Origin of the sequence: Paenibacillus sp. FSL L8-0494 (assembly GCF_038003695.1) — a bacterium.
GTDB lineage: Bacteria > Bacillota > Bacilli > Paenibacillales > Paenibacillaceae > Paenibacillus_AQ > Paenibacillus_AQ odorifer.
Map to the genome: position 1 here is coordinate 4096688 of NZ_JBBOPQ010000001.1, position 22429 is coordinate 4119116.

The 22429-nt window shown below is 45.1% G+C and carries 19 protein-coding genes and 1 pseudogene; 2 read left to right on the forward strand and 18 right to left on the reverse strand.

Annotated elements, in window-relative coordinates; translation table 11 throughout:
- Positions 1-98 precede the first annotated feature (98 nt).
- From NYE35_RS18595 to NYE35_RS18615, 5 genes and pseudogenes are all read right to left on the reverse strand, one after another.
- Positions 99-909, reverse strand: a pseudogene (locus tag NYE35_RS18595) (DNA alkylation repair protein).
- Positions 910-1017: 108 nt separating this feature from the next.
- Positions 1018-1701 (reverse strand): Crp/Fnr family transcriptional regulator, encoded by a 684-nt coding sequence (locus NYE35_RS18600; protein ID WP_036688224.1) that lies wholly within the window; start codon positions 1699-1701, stop codon positions 1018-1020.
- A gap of 82 nt (positions 1702-1783) precedes the next feature.
- The gene (locus tag NYE35_RS18605; protein WP_036688226.1) at positions 1784-2839 is read right to left on the reverse strand and encodes an Atu2307/SP_0267 family LLM class monooxygenase; all 1056 of its coding nucleotides are present in this window, start codon (positions 2837-2839) and stop codon (positions 1784-1786) included.
- Between the two features lie 757 nt (positions 2840-3596).
- On the reverse strand, positions 3597-4715 hold the full coding sequence (locus NYE35_RS18610; RefSeq protein WP_076106230.1) for an acyltransferase family protein: 1119 nt from the start codon (positions 4713-4715) through the stop codon (positions 3597-3599).
- A gap of 27 nt (positions 4716-4742) precedes the next feature.
- Positions 4743-5687: an NAD-dependent epimerase/dehydratase family protein gene (locus NYE35_RS18615; RefSeq protein WP_076106232.1), complete on the reverse strand. Its 945-nt coding sequence runs from the start codon at positions 5685-5687 to the stop codon at positions 4743-4745.
- Between the two features lie 101 nt (positions 5688-5788).
- Here NYE35_RS18615 and NYE35_RS18620 point away from each other — a divergent pair, with 101 nt between their 5' ends.
- Positions 5789-7435, forward strand: a complete 1647-nt coding sequence (locus NYE35_RS18620; protein WP_094901879.1) for a glycosyl hydrolase family 28-related protein — start codon at positions 5789-5791, stop codon at positions 7433-7435.
- A 6-nt stretch (positions 7436-7441) separates the two neighbouring features.
- On the opposite strand, the gene NYE35_RS18625 is transcribed toward NYE35_RS18620, so the two are convergent.
- The 13 genes from NYE35_RS18625 to NYE35_RS18685 form a co-directional block, all read right to left on the reverse strand.
- On the reverse strand, positions 7442-8608 hold the full coding sequence (locus NYE35_RS18625) for a DegT/DnrJ/EryC1/StrS family aminotransferase (RefSeq protein ID WP_076272688.1): 1167 nt from the start codon (positions 8606-8608) through the stop codon (positions 7442-7444).
- On the reverse strand, positions 8605-9738 hold the full coding sequence (locus NYE35_RS18630; protein WP_076272689.1) for a GNAT family N-acetyltransferase: 1134 nt from the start codon (positions 9736-9738) through the stop codon (positions 8605-8607). Before NYE35_RS18630 ends, NYE35_RS18625 begins: the two co-directional genes overlap by 4 nt.
- Complete coding sequence (locus NYE35_RS18635) at positions 9731-10528, reverse strand: GNAT family N-acetyltransferase (protein ID WP_051491570.1); 798 nt, start codon at positions 10526-10528, stop codon at positions 9731-9733. Before NYE35_RS18635 ends, NYE35_RS18630 begins: the two co-directional genes overlap by 8 nt.
- Positions 10525-11139 carry a sugar transferase gene (locus NYE35_RS18640; RefSeq protein WP_036689052.1) on the reverse strand — a complete coding sequence of 205 codons (615 nt, stop codon included), beginning with the start codon at positions 11137-11139 and terminating at the stop codon, positions 10525-10527. The genes NYE35_RS18635 and NYE35_RS18640 overlap by 4 nt, the downstream gene beginning before the upstream one ends.
- 36 nt (positions 11140-11175) lie before the next feature.
- Complete coding sequence (locus NYE35_RS18645; RefSeq protein ID WP_341121858.1) at positions 11176-12294, reverse strand: LCP family protein; 1119 nt, start codon at positions 12292-12294, stop codon at positions 11176-11178.
- A gap of 3 nt (positions 12295-12297) precedes the next feature.
- Positions 12298-14208, reverse strand: a complete 1911-nt coding sequence (locus tag NYE35_RS18650; RefSeq protein ID WP_341121859.1) for a polysaccharide biosynthesis protein — start codon at positions 14206-14208, stop codon at positions 12298-12300.
- Positions 14209-14274: 66 nt separating this feature from the next.
- Entirely contained in the window at positions 14275-15585 is a 1311-nt protein-coding gene (locus tag NYE35_RS18655) for a glycosyltransferase family 4 protein (RefSeq protein ID WP_081383843.1), read from the reverse strand.
- A complete protein-coding gene (locus NYE35_RS18660; RefSeq protein ID WP_076296246.1) occupies positions 15533-16759 on the reverse strand; it encodes an O-antigen ligase family protein in 1227 nt (408 codons plus the stop codon). The genes NYE35_RS18655 and NYE35_RS18660 overlap by 53 nt, the downstream gene beginning before the upstream one ends.
- 75 nt (positions 16760-16834) lie before the next feature.
- Entirely contained in the window at positions 16835-18070 is a 1236-nt protein-coding gene (locus NYE35_RS18665) for an oligosaccharide flippase family protein (RefSeq protein WP_038571773.1), read from the reverse strand.
- Positions 18071-18075: 5 nt separating this feature from the next.
- Positions 18076-18783: a CpsD/CapB family tyrosine-protein kinase gene (locus tag NYE35_RS18670; protein WP_036688243.1), complete on the reverse strand. Its 708-nt coding sequence runs from the start codon at positions 18781-18783 to the stop codon at positions 18076-18078.
- Complete coding sequence (locus NYE35_RS18675) at positions 18731-19489, reverse strand: YveK family protein (RefSeq protein ID WP_076098952.1); 759 nt, start codon at positions 19487-19489, stop codon at positions 18731-18733. The genes NYE35_RS18670 and NYE35_RS18675 overlap by 53 nt, the downstream gene beginning before the upstream one ends.
- A gap of 250 nt (positions 19490-19739) precedes the next feature.
- Complete coding sequence (locus NYE35_RS18680) at positions 19740-20702, reverse strand: permease prefix domain 1-containing protein (protein ID WP_341121861.1); 963 nt, start codon at positions 20700-20702, stop codon at positions 19740-19742.
- 6 nt (positions 20703-20708) lie between these two features.
- Positions 20709-21035 carry a PadR family transcriptional regulator gene (locus NYE35_RS18685; RefSeq protein WP_036688249.1) on the reverse strand — a complete coding sequence of 109 codons (327 nt, stop codon included), beginning with the start codon at positions 21033-21035 and terminating at the stop codon, positions 20709-20711.
- A 1142-nt stretch (positions 21036-22177) separates the two neighbouring features.
- On the opposite strand from NYE35_RS18685, the gene NYE35_RS18690 reads away from it, so the two are divergent.
- Positions 22178-22402, forward strand: coding sequence for a hypothetical protein (locus NYE35_RS18690; RefSeq protein WP_341121862.1), 225 nt, complete (start codon positions 22178-22180; stop codon positions 22400-22402).
- The last annotated feature ends 27 nt before the right edge of the window (positions 22403-22429 follow it).

Below are 22429 nucleotides of genomic sequence, written 5' to 3' on the forward strand. Positions count from 1 at the left end.
TTGAATTATCCAAGTTAACTCCATAATAAAAAACGCCAACACATATTAGTCCATAGTGTTTGGCGTTTGAATATCCAGTCTAAAGTGATGCACTAATTTCATTTTTGATCAGTAATACTTCTTGTTGCCCGGGTTACAATCCGCTTTGTTTCCTTGGTACCCGATAGGTTCAACCAATCGTCACAAATTTGTTGTACCCATGCCGGATTGCTTTTGCTAGCATCATTTAACCAATTGCTTACAGAATCCTGGACGTATTTTGCCGGATCAGAGTTAAGCGGTTCTAATAGCGGAAGGGCAATCGCTGGATTTTCTTTGAGCGCTGTAATATGCTTTGCCCATACCCCATGTGGACGCGTCAATTCGACCGCAAATCTCCTAATATTCACGTCCTGATCATGAACCCAATCCTTTAACAATTCAATGGACGCTTCCAGCTCGGCAATGACTGATTCCCTCAAAGCCATCCAAGAAATCTCACGCACCCCAAAAACCATCCGCTGCAAAAGGACGGATTGCTGTTAGTTTTTGAACTAGACTCCATTGATGATTCTGGCCCACGATATAAGCAGCCCAGCAGCGAACACTATCGGAGTTATGATGAGCTAACACAGCAAATAGTCGGGAACGTTCCAGCTGTGATTTACAATCAAATAGAAGCTGCCACTCACGTGAAATCACCGGGATGAGCTTCATGATTTTCTTTTCCGATAACGCATTCAGCCTTTGTAAAATTGGTTTAGCTTCCTGTTCAAAACCTAGCTCATTCAGTACATTTTCCAGCAATATAAGATGATCCACAGCAAGCCATTCCGTTAAATTCACGCTCTGTAAATATCCTTTATTCAGCAGTTCTACAATCTCAACGGGAATTTCAGTAACCTTCCGAGCGCCCTTCCTGTGTTCCATGGAAATCGTCCCTTCACTATGATTTGAGAGCTTAAATCACCTTCATGTCATAGCTAGGATACCGTTGTTTCTAAAAATGAAGCTGTAATCTCGTTTACAACTCAATAGCTAAGTTATATTTCTTTCCAAGATCTTGTCTCGCTGGATATAGATAGTTCTGAACCCTGTCCGAATAACTTCAGCTTTCACCAATTCTTGTAGTGCCACTGTTACAGCCTCTCTGCTGGCCCCAATTAAATTAGCGATTTCTTGATGCGATAGAGGAACATTAATTTTGTAACAATTATCCTCATGCTCAACCCCATGCTGATCCGCCAGCTTTAAAAGAACGCACAATATTTTATCATGCAGATTTCCGATGGCTAGATTTTGCGTTAACTGACTCATACTTTTTATGCGGTCGCTCAATACTTGCAATAATAACATCATAAACCTAGGCCGGTGAGAGATGAATTCTTCAAACCTTCCAGGATCAATTGTGCAGATATGGCTTTCCTCAATCGTTTCAATATAATGTTCCTTCGTTCCAAAAGAAATCACACCCATTTCACCAAAAACATTGCCTTCATTAAGGATATCCGATGTAAATTGCTTACCGTTTGCATTTAATTGGTATAAACGAACCTTCCCTTTTTTCACAAAAAACAGTCCTTCAGAAAAGGTTGACGGTGTTTGGATATATGTATTTTTGGGGACTACTGTTATTCGCGTTAATTCTTCCATTTCAATTAGGTCTTCCAGTCCTAACGATTGAAGCAAATTGAATTGAGATAAATAATGAATTTTATCCATTGCCCCTCCTGTATAAAACGTTATTCATTTCTTCAGTATACCTTACAAAAAAAGCCACGTCCTAAGGACGCAGCTTACTAAATTACCGATTACTTGCTTCCCAGCGCGCTACTTCTTCCCGAACACGTGGGGCCACTTCGGTGCCAAGCAGTCTAATCGCCTGCATAACATCCTCATGAGGCATCGTGCCGTGCGGCACATGTAAAAAGAATCGCGTAATTCCCACATGCTTGCGCAGATGAATGATTTTATTAGCAACAGTTTCTGGATCACCTACGTAAAGGGCGCCATCTAAGCTGCACGCTGCATCATAATCTGCACGATGGTACGGAGGTGTTCCTTTTTCCTTCGCCCGCACATTGGTCCGGGCATGCGTTGAAGGGAAAAATTTCTCCAGCGCTAACTGATTAGTCTCCGCTATAAACCCGTGTGAATGCGAAGCGATTGGATATTTTGAAATATCACGCCCGGCTTCAGCAGCTGCTTTTTTGTAAAGCTGCACATGTGACGCATAATCCAGCGGTAGAACATTCCCTATAATCGCTAAAACAAAAGGCAAACCTAGTGATCCTGTGCGGATCGCAGACTCTGGACTTCCTGCACTCCCGATCCAAATCGGTAAAGGATCTTGAACCGGACGCGGGTAAATCCCCAAATTTTCTATAGCTGCTCGGTGTTTGCCTTTCCAGGTCACTTTTTCTGACTTTTGGATGGCTAATAACAATTCCAGCTTCTCATTGAACAGTTCTTCATAATCCTTCAGATCATATCCGAATAGAGGAAAAGACTCTGTAAACGAACCCCGGCCGATCATAATCTCCGCACGTCCGTTCGAAATTCCGTCCAGCGTTGCAAAGTCCTGAAACACACGCACCGGATCGGCTGAAGACAGGATCATTACAGCACTGCTCAACCGGATCTTAGTAGTCAACGAAGCAGCTGCAGCCAGTACAACCGCAGGTGAAGATGCCGCATAATCATGCCGATGATGCTCACCTACTCCGTATACATCTAATCCCACCTCTTCGGCAAGTACAATTTCCTCCACTACTTCACGTAGTCGTTCTGCATGACTTATTGTCTCACCCGTTTGGACATCCGGTGTGGTCTCGACAAATGTGCTTACTCCAAGTTCCACTATTCATTTCCTCCTAATATTCTGCACGATGCATTATTCTCTGGATGTAAAAAACCATAAAGGGACTACCTAATTATTCTAACTAATTTAGTTCCCTTCGACTATAATCGAAGTTCATCTAATTAGATCCCCCTCACTATAGATCGGACTGAGGAGCCGTTATTTTAATAATTTCATTCATTTTGCTAAATTATCGGACTTAGATGCAGCTATTCGTGTAAAGTAGCTTCCATAATGTGTGTTTTTATGGAAATAAGCGCAATACAGTCCGAAACTATCGTAAAATCAACTAAAAAGTGAAAATAGCTGCAATACGGTCCGAACAATCAAAACCTCGTGTGAACTGACTACAATACAACAATTATACTGGGACTTTGCCGCCAATGTGCCAGAGTGTAGCTAATGTTAGGTAACGACGAAGTTTGTTTAATTGTATTTTGTGCAACTATATACGCTTTGAAGGTAGCCTTTGTGAATTTAGTTGCACTCTGTACACTTAAATACGAGCAATTTCCTCAATATGGCGGGATTCCAAAATAATAGTTGTAAAATATACAATTAAACTGCCCCAAAGCTGCGAGCATAAGACTTAATTGTACTTTTTACAACTATTTTGCTTTTTTAATGAGAATTGAGAGGATGCTGCTAGTGCGATGTAATCGCGATGTAATTAGCGAAGGAATCGCAATTAACACAAAAACAAAAAAAGACCACTAATCACCTAAACACAGACGATTAGCGGCCGGTCAAATCCAAGCTAGTTTGCATTCCCAATACTCGGAGTTATCGGCTTATCCAGCGATTTCGGTGGTTTGCTTGGGTTTATCCCAACGCCGATCCGACCGAATACATACGCTCCGCCAGGAATTCGATTCGCTAAATTCATTATAAGTGCCGAGCCTACCACACAACCGACAAATTGCAGCAGAACACTAAATAGTCCAAGGTTTTGCAACCCAAATGAAGCTGGAAGCTTGACGAATATAGCCAATAGCAAAGGATGAAGCAAGTATATGCCAAAAGAGTATCTGCTGCTCCATTCCAGTACACGTGGCACTTTCTTCATTTTCGATGCCACGGAGAAGAGCAGCAAAATCATGCTTAAGGCGAATAGAAGCATATCAATTCTTTTGGAGCTATGCGCCGTTATCCAGCCTTGACTATTCACGAACAGCACAAGCGCACCTGTCAGAACCGGGAGCGTGTATACGGCTATGCGGAACTTTTTTAATTTTTCCCGGAACCACAGCTCATTTCGTCCCAAGTAATAGGCTACTGTAAAGTAAAAAATCCAACCAGGTGCGAAAATCCAGTACATTTTATCCCAGAAATAATGGGCGGCAGCCGTATCTGCGGGCGTAGTAAAGTTGAAGCAACCCAAATAGATAACGTTAATAAGGAACGATACGATTAGAATATTGCGGGGGTTAAGCCGCTTCGCATACGTCTGAAACCAGAGGAATAAAGCATAAAACTGAAAGATAATCAGTATAAAATAGCCATGGAAATCTCCAATCAGCAAATGACGCCAGAGGTAATACCAAAAAGCCTGCAGCAAAGGAATGCCGTCACTACCCGACATCTCCAATCCTTTTAGTCCTGCATACAAGGTCCCGAAAAAAAAGTAAGGCAATAAAATATACTTGATTCTTTTCTCCCAAAATCTCGCTGGAATTTCATTGGGATAGGCAAATGACAACACGAATTGGGAGATAAATACGAATACAGGTGTGCCAAACGTTAGCAGTAAACCCACCGATTCTACCCAAGGTGTATTTCCATCGTCATAAACCCGATAAAGAGCATGCAGCAGGGCTATACTTAAGCAGGCTACACTACGGAGAACGAACATTTCCGAGTTCATTTTGCGTTCCATGCGGAGTGCCCCTTTCAATGGGTGCTTTTAATGATCTACTGCGCTTCCTACACTTAAGCGGTCAGTTATTGTTTTTTCCAGCCCGGTATGAAAGGTATGGTTAGGGAACCAAGACAATAATTCCTGGGCTTTTTGATTGTTTAAATAGCTATGGAGAATATCCCCCGGACGAGGCTCCGCATAGGTTGTCAGGAAATCCCGACCCGTGATGTCCCCTAATATCCGAACCATCGTATTTATCGAGGTTGGTATTCCGCAGCTAATATTCATCGTCTCATTATTCACTCTGCCGTCGGTCTGAACCGCATCAACGAACGCTTGCGCCACATCCTCCACATAGACGAAATCTCTAGTCTGCTCACCGTCCCCATAGATAACAAGATCCTTCCCTTGCTTTATCCGATCCAGAAAAACGGAAACAACGCCAGCTTCTCCGTGCGAACTTTGCCTTGGCCCATATACATTAGCGAGACGCAGAATCGTATATTTCAGCCCATGTAAGCTGGCAAACATCCGAATATATGACTCTGGTACACTTTTGGATACACCATAGCAGGACTCGGGATTTAAGGGATGCTGCTCATCAATGCTCAAATATTCCGGGTTCCCATAAACCGCTGCCGATGAGGCATAAACTAGCTTTTGAACCTGATGGATCTCGCACATGCGCAGTACATTCAGCGTGCCAACAATATTCACATTCGCATCAAATAACGGGTTCCGCTGTGATTCTCTGACGTCGATCTGTGCAGCCAGATGAATGACTGCATTTGGCTTTTCAAGGTTAAACACCTCATGCAAAGTCTCATCCCGAATATCGTACTTATACAAAACCGCAGCAGAATTCATATAAGTCAGACCGGAGGCTCCGGATACATTATCTACAATCACAGTTTCTATGCCCTTTTTTATTAGCCGATCAACCACATGGGACCCAATAAAGCCTAACCCCCCAGTTACCAATACCTTCAAAATAAAAAACTCCTTTCGCCCGCTAAGAGTGATCTTTGTACCGTGCATTCCCCGAAAAATTCACATAAAATACAAAATCAAAGTATAAAGGAGTGAAGTATATGGCTACTGCCCCTATTCCAGACAGCTCGGTGACTACGTCCATCCTTTCTGATGGTGCGGTCACATCTATTAAATTAGACCCTGAGACTAACGGTTATGTGAACGTCCGATCGTACGGCGCTGTAGGAAACGGTATCAAGGACGATACAGTAGCGATTCAAAATGCTATCAATGCGGGAAACGCCAAAAACAAAGTAGTAATCTTTCCTCCTGGTGTATATAAGGTATCTTCGGGACGCATGCGTAACCCCTCCGTCCTCGACTGGTGGTGTCTTCGAATTCCGGCCAAAACGAATTTAAGCTTTGAAGCCGGCTCCAAACTTGTGCTTGCCCCGAATCCACCCTCAGACACTAGGGTTCTAGTCATCTTAAATGCCTCAAATATTACAATCGCGGGCACCCTTGAAATTGATGGAAATGCATCGACTGTTAAAACAGCCGTCAACGATCAACTTCACGGCTTGTTCATATCTTCTTCGCAAAATATAACGATAGAGTCAGTGTACTCTCACGATTGCTATGGAGATAATATCTTCATTGGGGGGACAGAAGAAATCCCCTCCGTTAATGTGCACATCGGATATGCACGCTGTGAGACTGCTGGACGAAAGAACTTTGTGGTCCATTTTGTAGACCAGCTTCATGTCAACAGAGCAGTCCTGAATAATAGCCGCGGTGGCGCACCGGGTTTTACTGGCGCTAACTCTCTCGATCTTGAACCCGACGTCTTTAAAGGAACGCGCAGCTTTTATCAGCGATTCGACTCCTTGACTACCATTGGTTTCGGTAACGATCTATCAGCAGGGCTTACAGATGCTATCGCTAAACTCTGGACACTCGACATCGGTTCACTAGATATGCGTGTAAGCGGATCGGTAAGTCCTGCCTTACTGTCCTATGGACTGACGCTGAAAATCAATCATTTGGCTATCCGCTCCACCGATCATAAAGCTAACTTCGGTCTACAGACGATCTATTCACAATTTATTGATATCGCTAGCGCCAAGTTCGATGGCATCGGAGGCCCTGCGATCTATGCAGCGTTTAATGCTGCCGGAGGTAAACCAAGGTTGCATATCGGTTCGTTAGGAATGTACGGCTCGGGTTCCACCTTAGCAAGTGGTGTCCGAATCGACGGGGGAGATCTTTATGTGGGGACGATGGATGCACAGGACTTAACGGGCAGTACTTTGCATTTATTCACAACGGAGTCTGACGTCATGGCTACTGTCGACAATATGATCGTCCGCAATAGCGGAACCAATCAGGTAGTGCTAGTCTCTTCTTACGGTGCAGCTAAACCATCTCTGCGCCTCAATAATGTAGCTGTGTTCGATACCCGGGCAGTGAAAGTAAAGCGAATTCTAGAATTCGAAACACTAATCGGTATGCAAGGCACATCACTAGGTACCTTGTATAATCCTTATTCGCTTCCTGAATGGTTCTCGACCTACGGTAACTTCAAACGGGCCATTCGCCTCACTGGCGGGGCAGTGTTGCCCGCGGTGTTCATAGTGGAGGGTTCGCCCGAGGGAGTCGTAACCGCCCCAGTTGGCAGTCTGGCCATGCGAACGGATGGCACGGCACAAGCCACTTTGTATGTGAAGGAAAGCGGATCAGCTGCCAGCGGATGGAAGGCTAAATAAGATGAATCAACGGTATTGGTTACATGTCTCTATCGCATAAATGACACGTTCCAAATCCTCATCCGATAAAGAGCTTCCAGAAGGCAGGCAGACACCTGTTGAAAATAAGTTATCTGATACACTGTATTCCTCACTGTAAGGATAGTAGTAATTGCTCTCGAACAAGGGTTGTAAATGCAGCGGTTTCCATACAGGCCTAGCTTCGATATTGTGCTGTTCCAGACATGACAGAAGTTGTCGTGAAGAGAACCCCGCCACTTCTTCATCGATGGTCAGCGCACTCAACCAGTGCGTGCTGCGACAATTGCGTGCTTCCGGCATAAAATGAAGACCCGGTATGGAACCTAAACGTTCCCTATATCGCCGGCCAATAGATCTGCGCCGTTCAACCCGCTCTTCAAGCAGTTCTAATTGACCGCGTCCTATAGCTGCCAACAGGTTGCTTAACCGATAGTTGTATCCCATTTCGGAATGTTGATAATGAGGGGCAGTGTCTCGGGCTTGCGTAGACCAGAAGCGCGCTTGCTCTAGGGCTTCGGTATCGTCGGATACGAGCATGCCCCCACCTGAGGTTGTAATAATCTTATTTCCGTTGAAAGAATAGATTCCGAATTGGCCCCAGGTTCCGCTGGCCTTGCCTTGATAGAAAGCACCTAATGATTCGGCAGCATCTTCAATCAAGGTAATTCCATATCGGTCAGCTATTTCTACAATGGGCTCCATATCTGCGCTTTGTCCGTATAAATTGACGACAACAGCCGCTTTTGGCAGCAGTCCTTTGTCATTCAAATCTTGGCAGGCCCGCTGAAAAGCCAGCGGACACATGTTCCAGGTCTCAGGCTCTGAATCGACAAATACGGGGGTGGCCCCCAAATATAAAATAGGATTGGCGCTAGCAACGAACGTGAGCGTTGAACAGATCACGTAATCTCCTTGTGTGACACCGGCTAGACGAAGTGCGAGATGAATCGCCGCCGTGCCAGAGCTTAACGCTAGTGCACCCTTTGATCCTGTGTAGGCGGCCATCTCCCGCTCGAACGCATCGACTTGCGGACCAATAGGAGCAATCCAACCAGAGTGTATCGCCTCCTCCATGTAGACCTGCTCACGTCCACTAATATGCGGCGGGGATAACAAGATTCGTGGCAGAATGCTTGTTTGACGAATGCTCATGCGAAGCTCCTTTCTCCATTTGGACCGATTTCTCCAGATGGAATACATATCATATCGAGATCTGGATGCCGATAGAGCGGAAAGTAACTTCCTGATACTCTAGTGTCACAAAAGGATATGATCCGCTCATACAACTCTGGAAAAAAAATTCGTTTACCTAAGTAATAGTCAAGGGGTTCCAGTTGTGTCGCGAATCTATGCTTGAATTGAAATAAGTCGTCATTCCCCTTATATCCCCCGCCAAGATGAAAACGTTCAAAGCCATTTTCCATCCCCCACTTGGCTGCTGCGTGAATTAGCAATTTGGTAGGTGACCACTGCAGATAGGCGCGATCCCAACCACATAGGTGATAATGCATCCACGGTCGTTCATGTAACACGATGCTGGTTGCCACCGTTTTCTCCCCAACCATAGCTTCGAATAGCTCTACTCTCCCCTCAAGTAGATAACTAGTATCTTCTATAAATTTTTTGGGGAAATAATAAAAAGAATCCGCCTGTAAATCATTTAGTGTTCCGTAATACAATTCACTGAAGGACTCAATACGATCTTTCAGATTGGAATTCCGAATTGTAAAGGGCGCAGACTTTATTTTGTGAATATTCCGTTTATGATTGCTGCCATAATTCCGGATAAGCTCTGCCTCCGAACCCACAGTCAAATCAATATAAATTGTATTTCTATTCCACTCGGTAGTAAGCCCGCTTTGATATTCCGTAGCGTTGCCTATTAAGGGATGAAATCTCACAAACTCAGTCATGATCTTTTTCTCTCTACAGTAATCCGTGAACGTTTCACTGAATTGCCGGTACAGCTCACTTCGTTCGGCTCCTGGAGGGAGATTCGATATCGGTCCCCCGTATCCATAAGGTGTACTAATGTCGTACCAATCACCTTCAAGCCCCAGTTGGATTACAGCAGGAAGATGGCTTATGGAACGAAGCAAGTAAGGATAAATGATGAGCTGGTCTCCCTGCTTGAATACAAACAGCTCTGCCTGCTGGTGCTCTCCGTCCTCAAACAGCCGAAAAAACGCTGAGGAGAAATAGATATCCTTCGTCTCTAACTGGTTCAAATAGGCATCCCATTCCTCTGAACTAGAGCTGCCTAGCACGATAAAGTTACTCATACAACACCTCTTGATTCTCCAATATTTTGATCATACGTATACTTTCAGTGCTTAAGATTAGCTCGGGGTCTCGCTCACGCAAATAAGCATCTGAAGAAAGCAACAGCAGCCTTTTCTCCCGGTCTAAATCCATTAATACGTCTGTCAAAAGATTGCAGCCACTCCACCCTCCACTTTGCAGCTGGATACGATAATACTGTTCACCTAACCGGCCCACTACTGAAGTCTCTTCCTTCGTTCTAATCTTAAGAGAAGAGAATCCATACTTTTGATGATGTGCTTCTGCCATCGGGTAATCATCTATGATGTACGCCAATGCTTCTCTATCCCTATCAATCGCTGGAGCCAAATCTCTTACATACCAGTAAGTCCGGCCTTCCTCTGCAAAACCAAGCCGCAAATACCAAGCATGAGCTTGCTCATTCCACGAAAATACATCAAGTGCCAGCTTCGAAATGCCATCCTTTTGGGCTAACGTCTCCCCGTAGGCCATAAGCTTGCCGCCGATGCCGTCTTTTCGATAAGCTGCGTCCACATTCAAGTTATTCAGAACCAGCATCTGCTCCATTCTTCTCCATTCAGCGAATCCAATAAGAAGATCTTCAGAATAGGCACCAATCAGCAGTGTTGCTGAATGGCTTCCGCATTTACATGCTGCTTTCAAATATTCGGGATAACCGCCACAGGCGAATATGGTTTGATTGTAGACCGACTCTGGCAAGTTGCTCTGTAAGAGCCGGCATGCAAGGTGAATATCATCTTCCTGAAGCGGACTAAACCGCAAATTCATGCCGACCCCTCCTTTTGGTTCATTCTGTACTCATCGAGCGGCAGACTATGCTCACCCGGATTGGCCACAACGTCATCTTGGCGGATCACCTTCAGCACAGTTTTACATAAGATCAACGCATCTAATCTAAAGCTCAGCTTCTCAACATAGGTAACGTCATAGGAGAGCCGCTGTTTCCATTCCGAAGTATTACGTCCAGATACCTGCGCCAATCCCGTGATTCCGGGTCTTACAGTGAATCGCAGCCGCTCCCGTTCAGAGTAATGCGGGCTGTAACGGATGAGCAAAGGTCTTGGTCCGATCAGACTCATTTCTCCCTTCACAACATTCACTAATTGCGGCAGCTCATCCAGACTCAGCTTTCGAATCAATCCGCCGAATTTGATATAACGCCGAGCATCCGATAACGGCTGGCCTTGCGCATCATACATTTCAGCCATGGTTCGAAACTTGTAGATGTAGAAGGGTCTTTCTCCCATGCCCGGCCGCTGCTGCTTGAACAAAATAGGACTTCCCAACTTTATCCGAATCAGCAACGCCACTACAGCCATGACCGGACTAAACACACCTAACATAAAGATCGCTCCCACCAAATCGAAGCCCCGCTTCATATGGCGATACATGGTAGTCATCCCCCCGCCTTTCTCTTATTCCGTAAAAAGACGTTCTGTGAGTGACTTTACCTCTTCCGAATTAGCACTCCAGTAATACACTTTAGTTCGGACGAGCGGATCTAGAGCAGAGCTGTTATGGCCAGGAATCTGTTCGTAAGCAAAATCCGCGGAATCCATTCCCTTGAATAGCCAAGCTAAGCTCATCAAATCACTGTCACTAAAACTCGTATCAATAATGTCTTTCTTTTCATGTAGTAGCAGTCCCGCTAAATCAGGAAGGTGTTCCGGACTTAATAGCTTTTTGGCTACAGCCCGAACGATATTGAACTGCTCCCGTTGGCGGCTAAAGTCACCCTCCGGAGTCGAGTAACGCTCCCTTGCTAAATAAAGCGTGTGGGCACCATCCAGATGCTGCTCACCTTTCTTGATGGTGATCTCCGGAGTGATGGTCACATCCTGATCAATTTGCATATCGATCCCGCCGATCGAATCGATGAAATCACGAACACCGGAGAAGTTCGTCTTGATGTAGTAATGAATAGGAATATTCATAAAATCACTAACGGCTTGAATCAGTGTCAGCGTACCCTGCTGATTCCCACCCTTTGTCTCACCAACGATATGTGCATGATTGATCTTGGTATAACCGACATTCTGCACATAAACCCGCGTGTCCCGCGGCACAGATACGATATTCACCTTCCGTTGATCCGGCATCACATGGGCAACCATGATCGTATCTGCCCGCGAGCTTTCTCCGCCCCAAGTGTCTGTTCCAATTAGCACTACATTAAAGGATGAGCTTTTCTTGTCTGCTGGGGATATCGCCGCAGCTGGAGTTTGTGTAGGCGTTGTTAGGATAAGCTCATCCGTTTGTGTTTGTGGGGCTGGTGTGCTGAGCGACTGTACCCTCTCTTCATTGTCCGTAACCACATTAGAGCTAGGGATCGTCAAGGGGTTAAGAATCGCCTTGTTAAAACGATGCTCTGGATTCAATATCCCTCCAATCCAGATCCCCCCAACTACAACCACAACAAGAATAACAATCAGGCTGTATCGTCCCACCCGCCGCATGCGTGAACGTTTACCTGTAATTGGCTTGTCGCGCTTGCCCCATAATCTTGTCATCCATGAATACTTAGTCGACTTCATAGGTCAGATTCCCGCATGAACTTCGGATTTAATGCGTTCAAGATCATGTGTGCCCACCTGCGTTTCTTCCTGAAAACCCGAATAGCTTGGAATTAGCTGCTTTAGCAGTTTTTTGATCTGATGACTGCTTGGCATCAGTTCATACCGTTTGCACAAGTTCTCCAGAACCCCCAACACCAAATTCAGTTCAGATCTGGAGACACTTTGCGGGCGGCTAATCATAATACGGTAGTTGTTAGTGACCAATAACCCTTCTTCTTCAGTCAAAAGCTCCTCAAACAATTTTTCTCCAGGACGAATGCCAGTGACCACAATGGGAATATCTTTGTCAGGCTCGAGACCCGACAAGCGGATTAAATCCCTCGCTAGATCGTATATACGAACTGGCTTACCCATATCCAGCACAAACACTTCTCCCCCTTGTGCCAGCACACTTGCTTGAATAACCAACTGTACCGCTTCGGGTATCGTCATGAAGTAACGCACCATATCCATATGTGTAACCGTCACCGGGCCGCCGTTTTCGATTTGTCTTTTGAATAACGGAATGACACTTCCCCTACTGCCCAGCACATTACCAAAACGTACAGCAGCAAAAACCGTCTTGCTTAAGGAATTCTGATCATTAATGATCATTTCCGCGGCTCGTTTCGTGGCCCCCATAACACTGGTAGGATTAACCGCCTTATCCGATGAGATGAGGATGAACCGTTTAGCACCATATTTAGCACTCGCTTCCGCTACATTCCTTGTGCCGATCACATTATTTTTAACTGCCTCTACTGGATTCATCTCCATAAGAGGAACATGCTTGTGAGCAGCGGCATGATACACAATGGAGGGGCGGAATTTTTGAAAAACGTTATCAATCCGCGATACATCCTGAATGTCCGCTATAATGGGATGAATGATCTGATCGGGATATAACTGCCGCAATTCTTGTTCAATAAGATAAATGCTATTTTCTCCATGCCCCAAAAGCAGCATTTCCTTCGGACGGTACGCAGCCAATTGCCGGCATAACTCCGAACCAATTGAACCGCCTGCACCGGTGATGAGAATACACTCGCTTCCCAAATTCTCACGAATCTCTTCCGTATTAATTTCTATTGGGCTTCTCCCCAGCAAATCATTTACGGATACTTCACGGATCATGTTAATGGCCATTTTCCCGTCCAAAATATCGGTCATACTAGGCATTAACTTGATCTGAGCTTTGGTAGATTTGCAGATTTCGATGATCTCCAGTAATTCCTTTTGTGGAGCCGTAGGCAAAGCGATGATAATGAACGAAATATCCAGCTGCTCGACTGCCTGGGGAATGAAGTTACGGTTACCGACAATCGGTAACCCCATAAGCTCCAGCTTGCGCTTTGAGATATCATCATCTATGAAAGCGACTGGGTTCATGAATTTAAATCTTGAATGCTTGATATCTTTGGTAACGAGGATGCCCGCTTTCCCTGCCCCTACGATTAGCAGATTGCCTTCGGATGAACCCTTTGTTCCCGGAGTTTCGAACCTATCGTTAATGAGGCGGTTAACTAAACGTAAGCCGGAAATGCCGAGAAATACGTATCCCGCTGCAAAATAAATCGAAATCGGCAATCGATAAGAAGGGACGAATACATGCGTAGATACATTGACAGCGACCACTCCACAGAGTGTTAAAGCACTCACTTTTAGCAGCTGCAATAACTCACCTATACCGGTGTATCGCCAGATATTGTTATACACCTTGAATCCAAATGAGAACGCTGCGTACACCATAATGTGAATGAGTATCGCCCACGGAAGCATCCACATGTACTGCTCAGGGATTTGAAAATCAAACCGAAGTAAAAACACAAGCCACACTGAAGCCGCTATAATTCCCGCATCCAACATGACTAAACGTACGATCCGCATTTTCATCACTTCTTTCTCCCTAATTAACTAATTATTCGTTTATTCGTATGTTGTCGTATATGCGAGAATGAATTATCTATCTGCTGTCAGACCCGGTTGTAATTCAGACTGAAATGGTTTTATCCCTGGTTCATTCAGCGCTTCTATATAAATCGAGTCCATTTCACAAAGCACCGCAGGCAATCCATAGCGAATAATCCTGTCCTTATTCGCTTTCCCCATTGCTGCGGTCAAAGCTGCGTCCGCTCGCAGTTGAACCAGTGCTTTTGCCGTAGCAGCAATATCATCTACTGGAACCAACATGCCCGTTGACTCATGCTCAATCAAATCGCGAATGCCCCGAATATGTGTGCCGATCACGGGTTTACCTGCTGCCATCGCCTCCATAATCGCCCGGGGTAACCCCTCGCGATAGGACACGAGTGCCGCAACATCACACGCTTGTAGCAAATCCGGTATATCTCTTCGAAACCCCAGAAAATGCACCTGATCCCTAACCCCTAACCGAGTAGCAAGTTCTACAAGAGTTTGCTCGAAAGGACCTGTACCTGCGAATGCTAGATGAATATCGCTTGCTTGATCACCCAAATGATGTAGTGCTTCGATCAACTGTTTTTGGTTCTTGTTAGCATTTAACTCAGCGACGCAGAGAACAACGAATGAAGGATTATCATTGTATCTCTTAGGTAAATCAAATAGCTGGCGACGACTTTCCCCCTTCATTTTTGCAACTTCATTATCCCTCTCACCGCTACCGTATACCTGAAGATCAAGCCCGACTCCACTCACATAAGTTACTTTTTTTCGGACAGGGAATTTTTGAGCGCGCTCATAATCTTCACTATTGATAGTGATCAGCACATCCGTCCAACGGGCCATCAAATACTCCAACGGATAATAAAGCATCCAGTTCAGAAGAGGAGCACCTTTAAAAAAATGAAAACCATGAGCTGTATACAATAGGCTGGGGACACCTGTTCTATGGGCTGCAATCCGTCCGAGAATCGAAGCCACTGGTGTATGTACATGGACGAACTGAAATTTTTCCGCTTGGAAGCTTTTAGTTAAGATCCGCAGAGCCGTCCAATTCTTCAACTGTAAAGGACTTCGTTGTATAGGTACGTCGTGACATACAATTCCCCGCTGTTCCAAGCGCTGTCTGGCTTCGCCCGGCTGAGCGTAAGCATGGACTTCACACCCTTTTTGCTGCAATAACGCCATGTAAGGTAAATGAAAACTCTCGAAATGCCCATATATTGAGGCTACAAAAGCAACCTTTGCTTGTAAGCCTTCCTCAGCTGGAACACTCCCGATGTCCTTAATTGAGCTTTTATTGAGGTTGCTCTGCTCGTTGTCGAAGCTTGCGCCCAGTTGGCCTTTCAACGTGTTGGGTTCGATAGGGCATCTCTCCTTTCAGGTTTTTGTCTGTTAACCGGATGCAAGCTCCGTTCATCGCCATCATGAACCACCAATACCGCTGGAATAACGCCTCAATGCCCATCGATAACCCAATCATCGCCGCATGGGACAGCAGCAATGCCATAATAATTGGTCTATGAATCGGATCTGCTGCACGATAAGAACGGATACCCACAATGAAGAACCAAATCATAAATCCGCCATATACAATCAAGCCCAATAAGCCGAATTCAGTCAAAAACCATATAGGGGTGTTGTGGATAATAATGCGCAGTTCGTAATTATAGGAACCAAGCCCAATGCCTAATAACGGACTTTGTGCGATCCAATCCACCGCTTTGTCAATGATGTCAAGACGCGACTGAATCTGGGAAGGTCTGCTGGACATAGACTCCAGCACATTTAGATAAGCGGTGCCTTTATACAGCAGCAGAGCTATAAATGCCACCCCAAACCCCATTCCGATCTTGATCAGTCTGGAAGGTTTGGTAATCAAAAGTGTAAGTAATACTAGGAACAGACCAATCCAAGACGAGCGCGAGAAAGTCATCATAATGCCCCCGGCTAAGCTTATTGTCGCTAGTATGCTGACCCATCCCCGCAGCAGCTTTATCTTCTCCCCACTCGTCATGATATGAATGGCAAAAGCCGTCACCAGCAATCCCCCGTATGCATTGGGATCAATTAACATGCCGGACAACCGCCCGTCTTGCACCATGAACGGAACCTTTACTCCGCTGAAAAAAGCGAATAGGGCAACACCATTTAAGAGCAGCACACTGATCAGGAAAAATCGGAGCATTTTATATAACCGTTCCCAGCTATCTGCTGCTTGCACAAGCATGATGTAGGTCAACAAAAGGAGAATAAATCCAATATCTTTTTGCAACAGGGCGTATTGAGTAATGAAGCCGTTGCGCCAAATGGATACAAAGGAAGCTAAAACAAAAATGAACAGCATGCCCCAATGCCATGAACTGAATATCCTCCGGTCCAATTTGAGATGGAATCCAGCGGCAAATAAACCTAACATCAAGAAGAGATCCGACGGGGCGATACGGAAGGCTCCCCCAAAATCAATCTGCGCCGGAAGGCATATGATGTACCCCATGACCGCAAACAGAAATAAATTGTGCATGGTGTAGGGCTTCCCTACAACAGATACAGATGTCATACAAGTCCCTACTTTCCTACTTTCCTATAAAACAAGAACTTATGCCGCCGCTTCCGATTGTTCCCGTTTTCTCACCTTTCCGATGACACGATACAGCACAACTACACTGCCAATCATCTGTACAAATAACGACGAACTAGCTCCCATCGCAGCACCTACTACCCCGTAATGAGGTACGAAGATCAGACAACACAAGCCATTAGTGAATGCTGTGCACAAAAACAATGGAATCTGGGCTTTGTACCTTCCGGTAGCCGTTATGGCGTACCACAGGTAGGATGAAATAAATACCAGCATGGTGGACGCCAGCAGCCAATGAAACAACCCTAACTCTCCTGCCACGTCTGAACTGAATAATACGGTTAACAGCTTGTGTCCAAACAACCACCCTATCAAACAAGCGACCGCACTAAAACCCAAACCCATCGCTATCATTCGGCTGAGTAAAGTGACAAACTCCTTGTGTCTCCCGCCTGCGTGCCACCTGGCAAGACGTGGTGTTATGGCTTCACCAAGTGCGGTGACGACAACATTGCAGGCAACAATCATATATGAGAGTGAAGCATAAATACCTAAGTCATGCTCCCCTTTAAAATAGGAAATCGCATATAATGGGATATTCGTATTTAACGACATCAACGCCAATACCAGGCCTAGCGGTGAACTGACGATCAGTAAACTCCATAGGCTTCTTTTGTTGAAGAGTGGCCTGAGAGAAGTGTATATTCTCGCTTTACGAGCATCATATCCAATCGTTATCGCTAACCATCCGATAATCATGACTAACAAGGCAAGAACAAGGCTCTGTGTAGGGATAAATACGAGGATGAAGATTAGAATGGAGAATAACCCTTTTGCCATTCTGGAGATTGAGATTTGATCTAATCTCTCCTCCTTTTGAACGATGCCTAATAAAATATCACTGATTGATTCAACGATTCTATACAGACCGATGAAGAAAATAACCAATACTGTATTCCAATCCAAACCACTTATTATGCAAAAACCTGCGGTAATCGTAAACGCAAGGGCGGTTGTTATCAGCCGTAAGCCCAGAAAGTCTCCAAAACTGTATTTCCCCGATGAATCAACGATTAATACGGAACGAAGATGTAGATGCGACAACATAAAGATCGGAGCAGTAACTGCAAGCCCTAGCGAATATTGCCCCACGATTGCCGATGACCCGAATTTATTCAGCAGGATCACAATCACAAACTGAGCACCAGCGTAAGTGATATTCCCGAGCAAATAACGAAGAGAAGCAAATGACATAGACGTCAGACCATTCCAGAAGAAGAGGCCCACTCGGCAAAATCTTCACCACGAATCTTGGAACGCCTGCTCTTTTTCCGATAATTCAATACGGCTCCCAGCAAATGTGCTCCCTGCTGCTCTAGCAAGTGCTTGGCAGAACTCGTGTGCTTTAAGAGCACTTTTCCGGATTTCACAACTAGCAATACCCCCTCAGTCATCGTTGCCAAAATAAGGGCATCCGAAAATGGCATTAATACAGAGGATGAGTCGATAACAATCGTATCAAAACGCACGCTCAGCTCTGCAAACAATCGCTTCATTCCTTCAGAGCCTAGTAATTCAGCGGGATTTGGTGAAATCGGACCAGAGGTCAATACAGACAAACCTTCTGCTTCCTCAATAGAAATAATGCAATCCTCTAAGCGGGTATGATCCACTAAGATACTGCTAAGCCCGATCCAATTAGGCAGATCAAATGCCTTATGCACCGTTGGCGTACGTAGATCCCCATCAATGAGTAGAACTGTCTTACCAGCTTCCGCCATGGCAATCGCCAGGTTTATGGCTACCGTTGATTTTCCTTCATCCGGAAGCGAGCTTGTGACTAATAAAGAGCGGATCTCTCCACCAACGCGGGTATAACGAATATTGGAGCGTATGCTTCGGAATTGATCTCCGCTAGATGACTTCGGTTGTTCCAGGCAATATAATTTTGGCGTTTTCTTCTTCATAACTGATGGCTCCTTCTGCTGATTTGGTTTTCGCTTTATTCCGCCGTTTGCGTGGCTTTAATTTGCCCACGGTTCCCAGAAGCGGAAGCTGCAAATCAAGCTGAATATCTTTGGCACTTCTCACGGGTTTCTCCATCAATTCCCGGAGGATAGAGATTGCAATCCCGGTAATCAGCGCCAATCCGAAGGCAACAGCCATATTGAAGACGGGCTTAGGTGAGACAGGATCAGAAGGAACCTTGGCACGGTCGAGAAATACAACATTCTCCACTCCCATAATCGATTGAATATTCGCATTAAAGGCCTCTCCGAAGCCATTCGCGATATCTGTTGCCCGTTGAGCTTTTGAATCAGTCACAATTACCGTTGTTACGAGTGACTCGCTATTGGTTCTTGTCTTAACATTTTTGAGTAACTCTTCTGCTGTCATTTTTAGCTGCAGCTTTCTGACGACCTCTTCCGCTATCCTGCTGCTTCGAATGATCTCCCCGTAAGTAGTGACCAGCTTTTGTCCGGCCATAATGTCATTAATTGCTTTCTGCTGCCTGTCCCCTTGAATAAGTATAGAAGCTGTCGCTTCGTATTTCGGCTGTAAAACGTAATAGCTAACACTACCAGCGAGCCCGACTGCAGCGATACATAATACAATAATGAACAGCAGCCTACGTTTTACTAGTTTCAAAATGCTGCCCAGTTCGAATTCCATCGATCATTTCTCCTAACTAGTTAATGTATTGTCGCCTCTTTAACAAGATTATTGTTGTATATTCATATTCTCTTTCTCTCAACATATGTCCAAGTCCGTACTTAAAATTTAAATGTCAAAATATTAAAGAGCTCATTTAGCTCACCTGTTAAAATCCAACAAAAAAAGGTATTCTCCAGCCAAATCTACTGGTAGAATACCTTACATATAATCTATCTAGTTCAGGAATGTACAAGTGTAGTCAACACCATCAGGAGATATCTTTACGGTTCAGAACATGATTAACATTGCTTAACATGCCGGACAGGATACCCGCAATTGGGAATACTGCCCAATTGATGTCCCAGCGCCCATAGACAAAACCCGTGAACAGAAAAATCGCCGTCGCCAAAGGCCATAACACAGCCCCAACAACTCCAACAAATCGGTTCTCTTCCTGCTTCTCTGCAATGATATTCGGCTCCTCCAGCAACTTCGTATAAGTACCCTGGATATTCCCGTAATAGATGAACAGAAACACCGCTACAGCCGCAATAAACAGAAAAGCAGCGACTCCATAGGGAGCATAGTCATCGTTGACATAGCTAGTGGTGAAGATAAAAGCCGGCGACAGCACACACAGGCAGACTCCTGTAATCAGAGAAAGACGGTAAGTCGGAGCATAAAGACTTTGGCTCCGTTGAAGCGCCATCTTTAGAGCGTAAGGCAGCTGAAAACCTTGCTCCAGACTCTTAAAGCGATCAAGCTTCATTCCGCTGTGTATAAACATCCCGACCGCGATAGCGACCAGCACGAACATTCCGACCAGCCCCAGCATAGAACCTTTATCACTCATAACAGCCTTATTTTCAAATATTGTATCCAGGGTGATCAAAAACGCCACTCCGCATGCGCAGAGAAAAACGCCGATACCCGTCCATAATCCAGCGCTTCGTCTGGCCGCCGCATAAGCGTAAACCTCTTCTTCCGTCAGCACCGGAATAGCCTGTTCCGGCGCAACTGGATCGATGCCAAGCTCCGCTGTCAGCTCTTCAATATTGCCGAATTCCGATATGACGATACCAATCGCCTCATTCTCCGACTTGCCAGCAAGCTTCAGCTCTAGGTACTTCTCCTCCATCCCGGATAGCAGCTCTTGCTTCAGATGTTCCAGTTCCTGACTCTTTGGCAGACCCGCAAACATATTATCCAGATATACTATGATCGTCTCCATGCTCTATCACCACTCCTTGATAAATTGGTTTACAACTTGCTGCGTAACCTTCCATTCCTCACATTTTTCTCGGTAATAGGCGAGACCCAACGAGGTAATCCGATAATACGTACGCCGCTTGCCAAGACTCTCATCCAGATAAAAGGATTCTATATACCCGTTTTTCTCCAGTCGGGTGAAGGCAGAATATAACGTTGTCTCTTTCATGACATATTTCTCCTGCGTCAACTGCCTGATATTTTTGGAAATCTCGTACCCGTAAGATTCCCCGTCCAGCAGCATGTAGAGGATCATCGTATCATTGTAGCCGCGTATAACATCACTGCTGATCAAGAATATCCCCCCATGATTACTTCATCTGTCGTAGTAGTTGCAGTATAACATAATTACTACGACAGATGAAGTAGTTAATGGAAAAATAGGCCAAAATAATTTGAGGACCGAACCTTCTTTGATTAAATCCAATTGCTTTCTGCGCATGACGTAGCTTCCAATACGGAGTTACGTGTACGAAGGTTCATGCCAGTAGTGTGTTTGCAACGTCGATGGTGTTTACTAGTAGGTTGTTTGCGAGGACGGGGGTGTTTACTAGTAGGCTATTTGCGAGGGCGAGGGTGTTTACCTCCCCTTACTTTGGCGGACGAGGTACTATCGGACTCAGTTGACCTTATTCGTAGAACTTCCCCACTTTTCTGATCCTATCGGACCTCAATGCACCTATTGGCGCACAAAACATCATATTTAGAACCCTTTCTAGGGAATAGCTGCACTGGAGTCCGAAACTGCGCTGGAACTGCGAAAAACATGCTAATAACGTCATTGGGGTCCGTTAGCCAGCCTTGCTTGCCCAAATTTTTGTTGAAGCAACCAACGCTGGTTTTTTGTCCTTTTTATTGAACCTTAATACAATAAGGTTGATTGCAAGAACATAGGTGTTTACCTCCCCTTACTTTGGCGGACGAGGTACTATCGGACTCAGTTGACCTTATTCGTAGAACTTCCCCACTTTGCTGATCCTATCGGACCCCAATGCACCTATTGGCGTACAAATCACCATATTTAGAACCCTTTCTAGGGAATAGCTGCACTGGAGTCCGAAACTGCGCTGGAACTGCGAAAAACATACTAATAACACCATTGGGGTCCGTTAGCCTTACTTGCCCAAATATCTATTGTAGCAACAAACCAACGCTGGTTTGTTTTCCTTTTTATTGAATCTTAATACATTAGTTAGTTAATTACCCTGGACGAGGTACTATCGGACTCAGTTGACCTTATTCGCAGAAATCCCCCACTTTTCTGATCCTATCGGACCTCAATGCACCTATTGGCGCACAAAACATCATATTTAGAACCCTTTCTAGGGAATAGCTGCACTGGAGTCCGAAACTACGCTGGAACTGCGAAAAACATACTAATAGCGTCATTGGGGTCCGTACCACAGTGGACGATTATGAGTCGGCGATGTGATTTAGATGTCGATTGGTAATTTTGTCGATGTTGTTGTTGTAGATGTTGGTGATGTTGGTGATGGTGATGTTGATGTTGTTGTTGGTGTTGGTGTTGGTGTTGGTGTTGGTGATGTTAGTGATGTTGATGTAAATTCAAGCGAACGGAGTCAAAGTCAGCAAGTCAAAACACAAAACAGCGGTTCTCCCATATTGGGGAGAACCGCTGTTTTGTTGTTTTTTTATAATTAAAATAGTTAATCATTGCTAAGGAATACA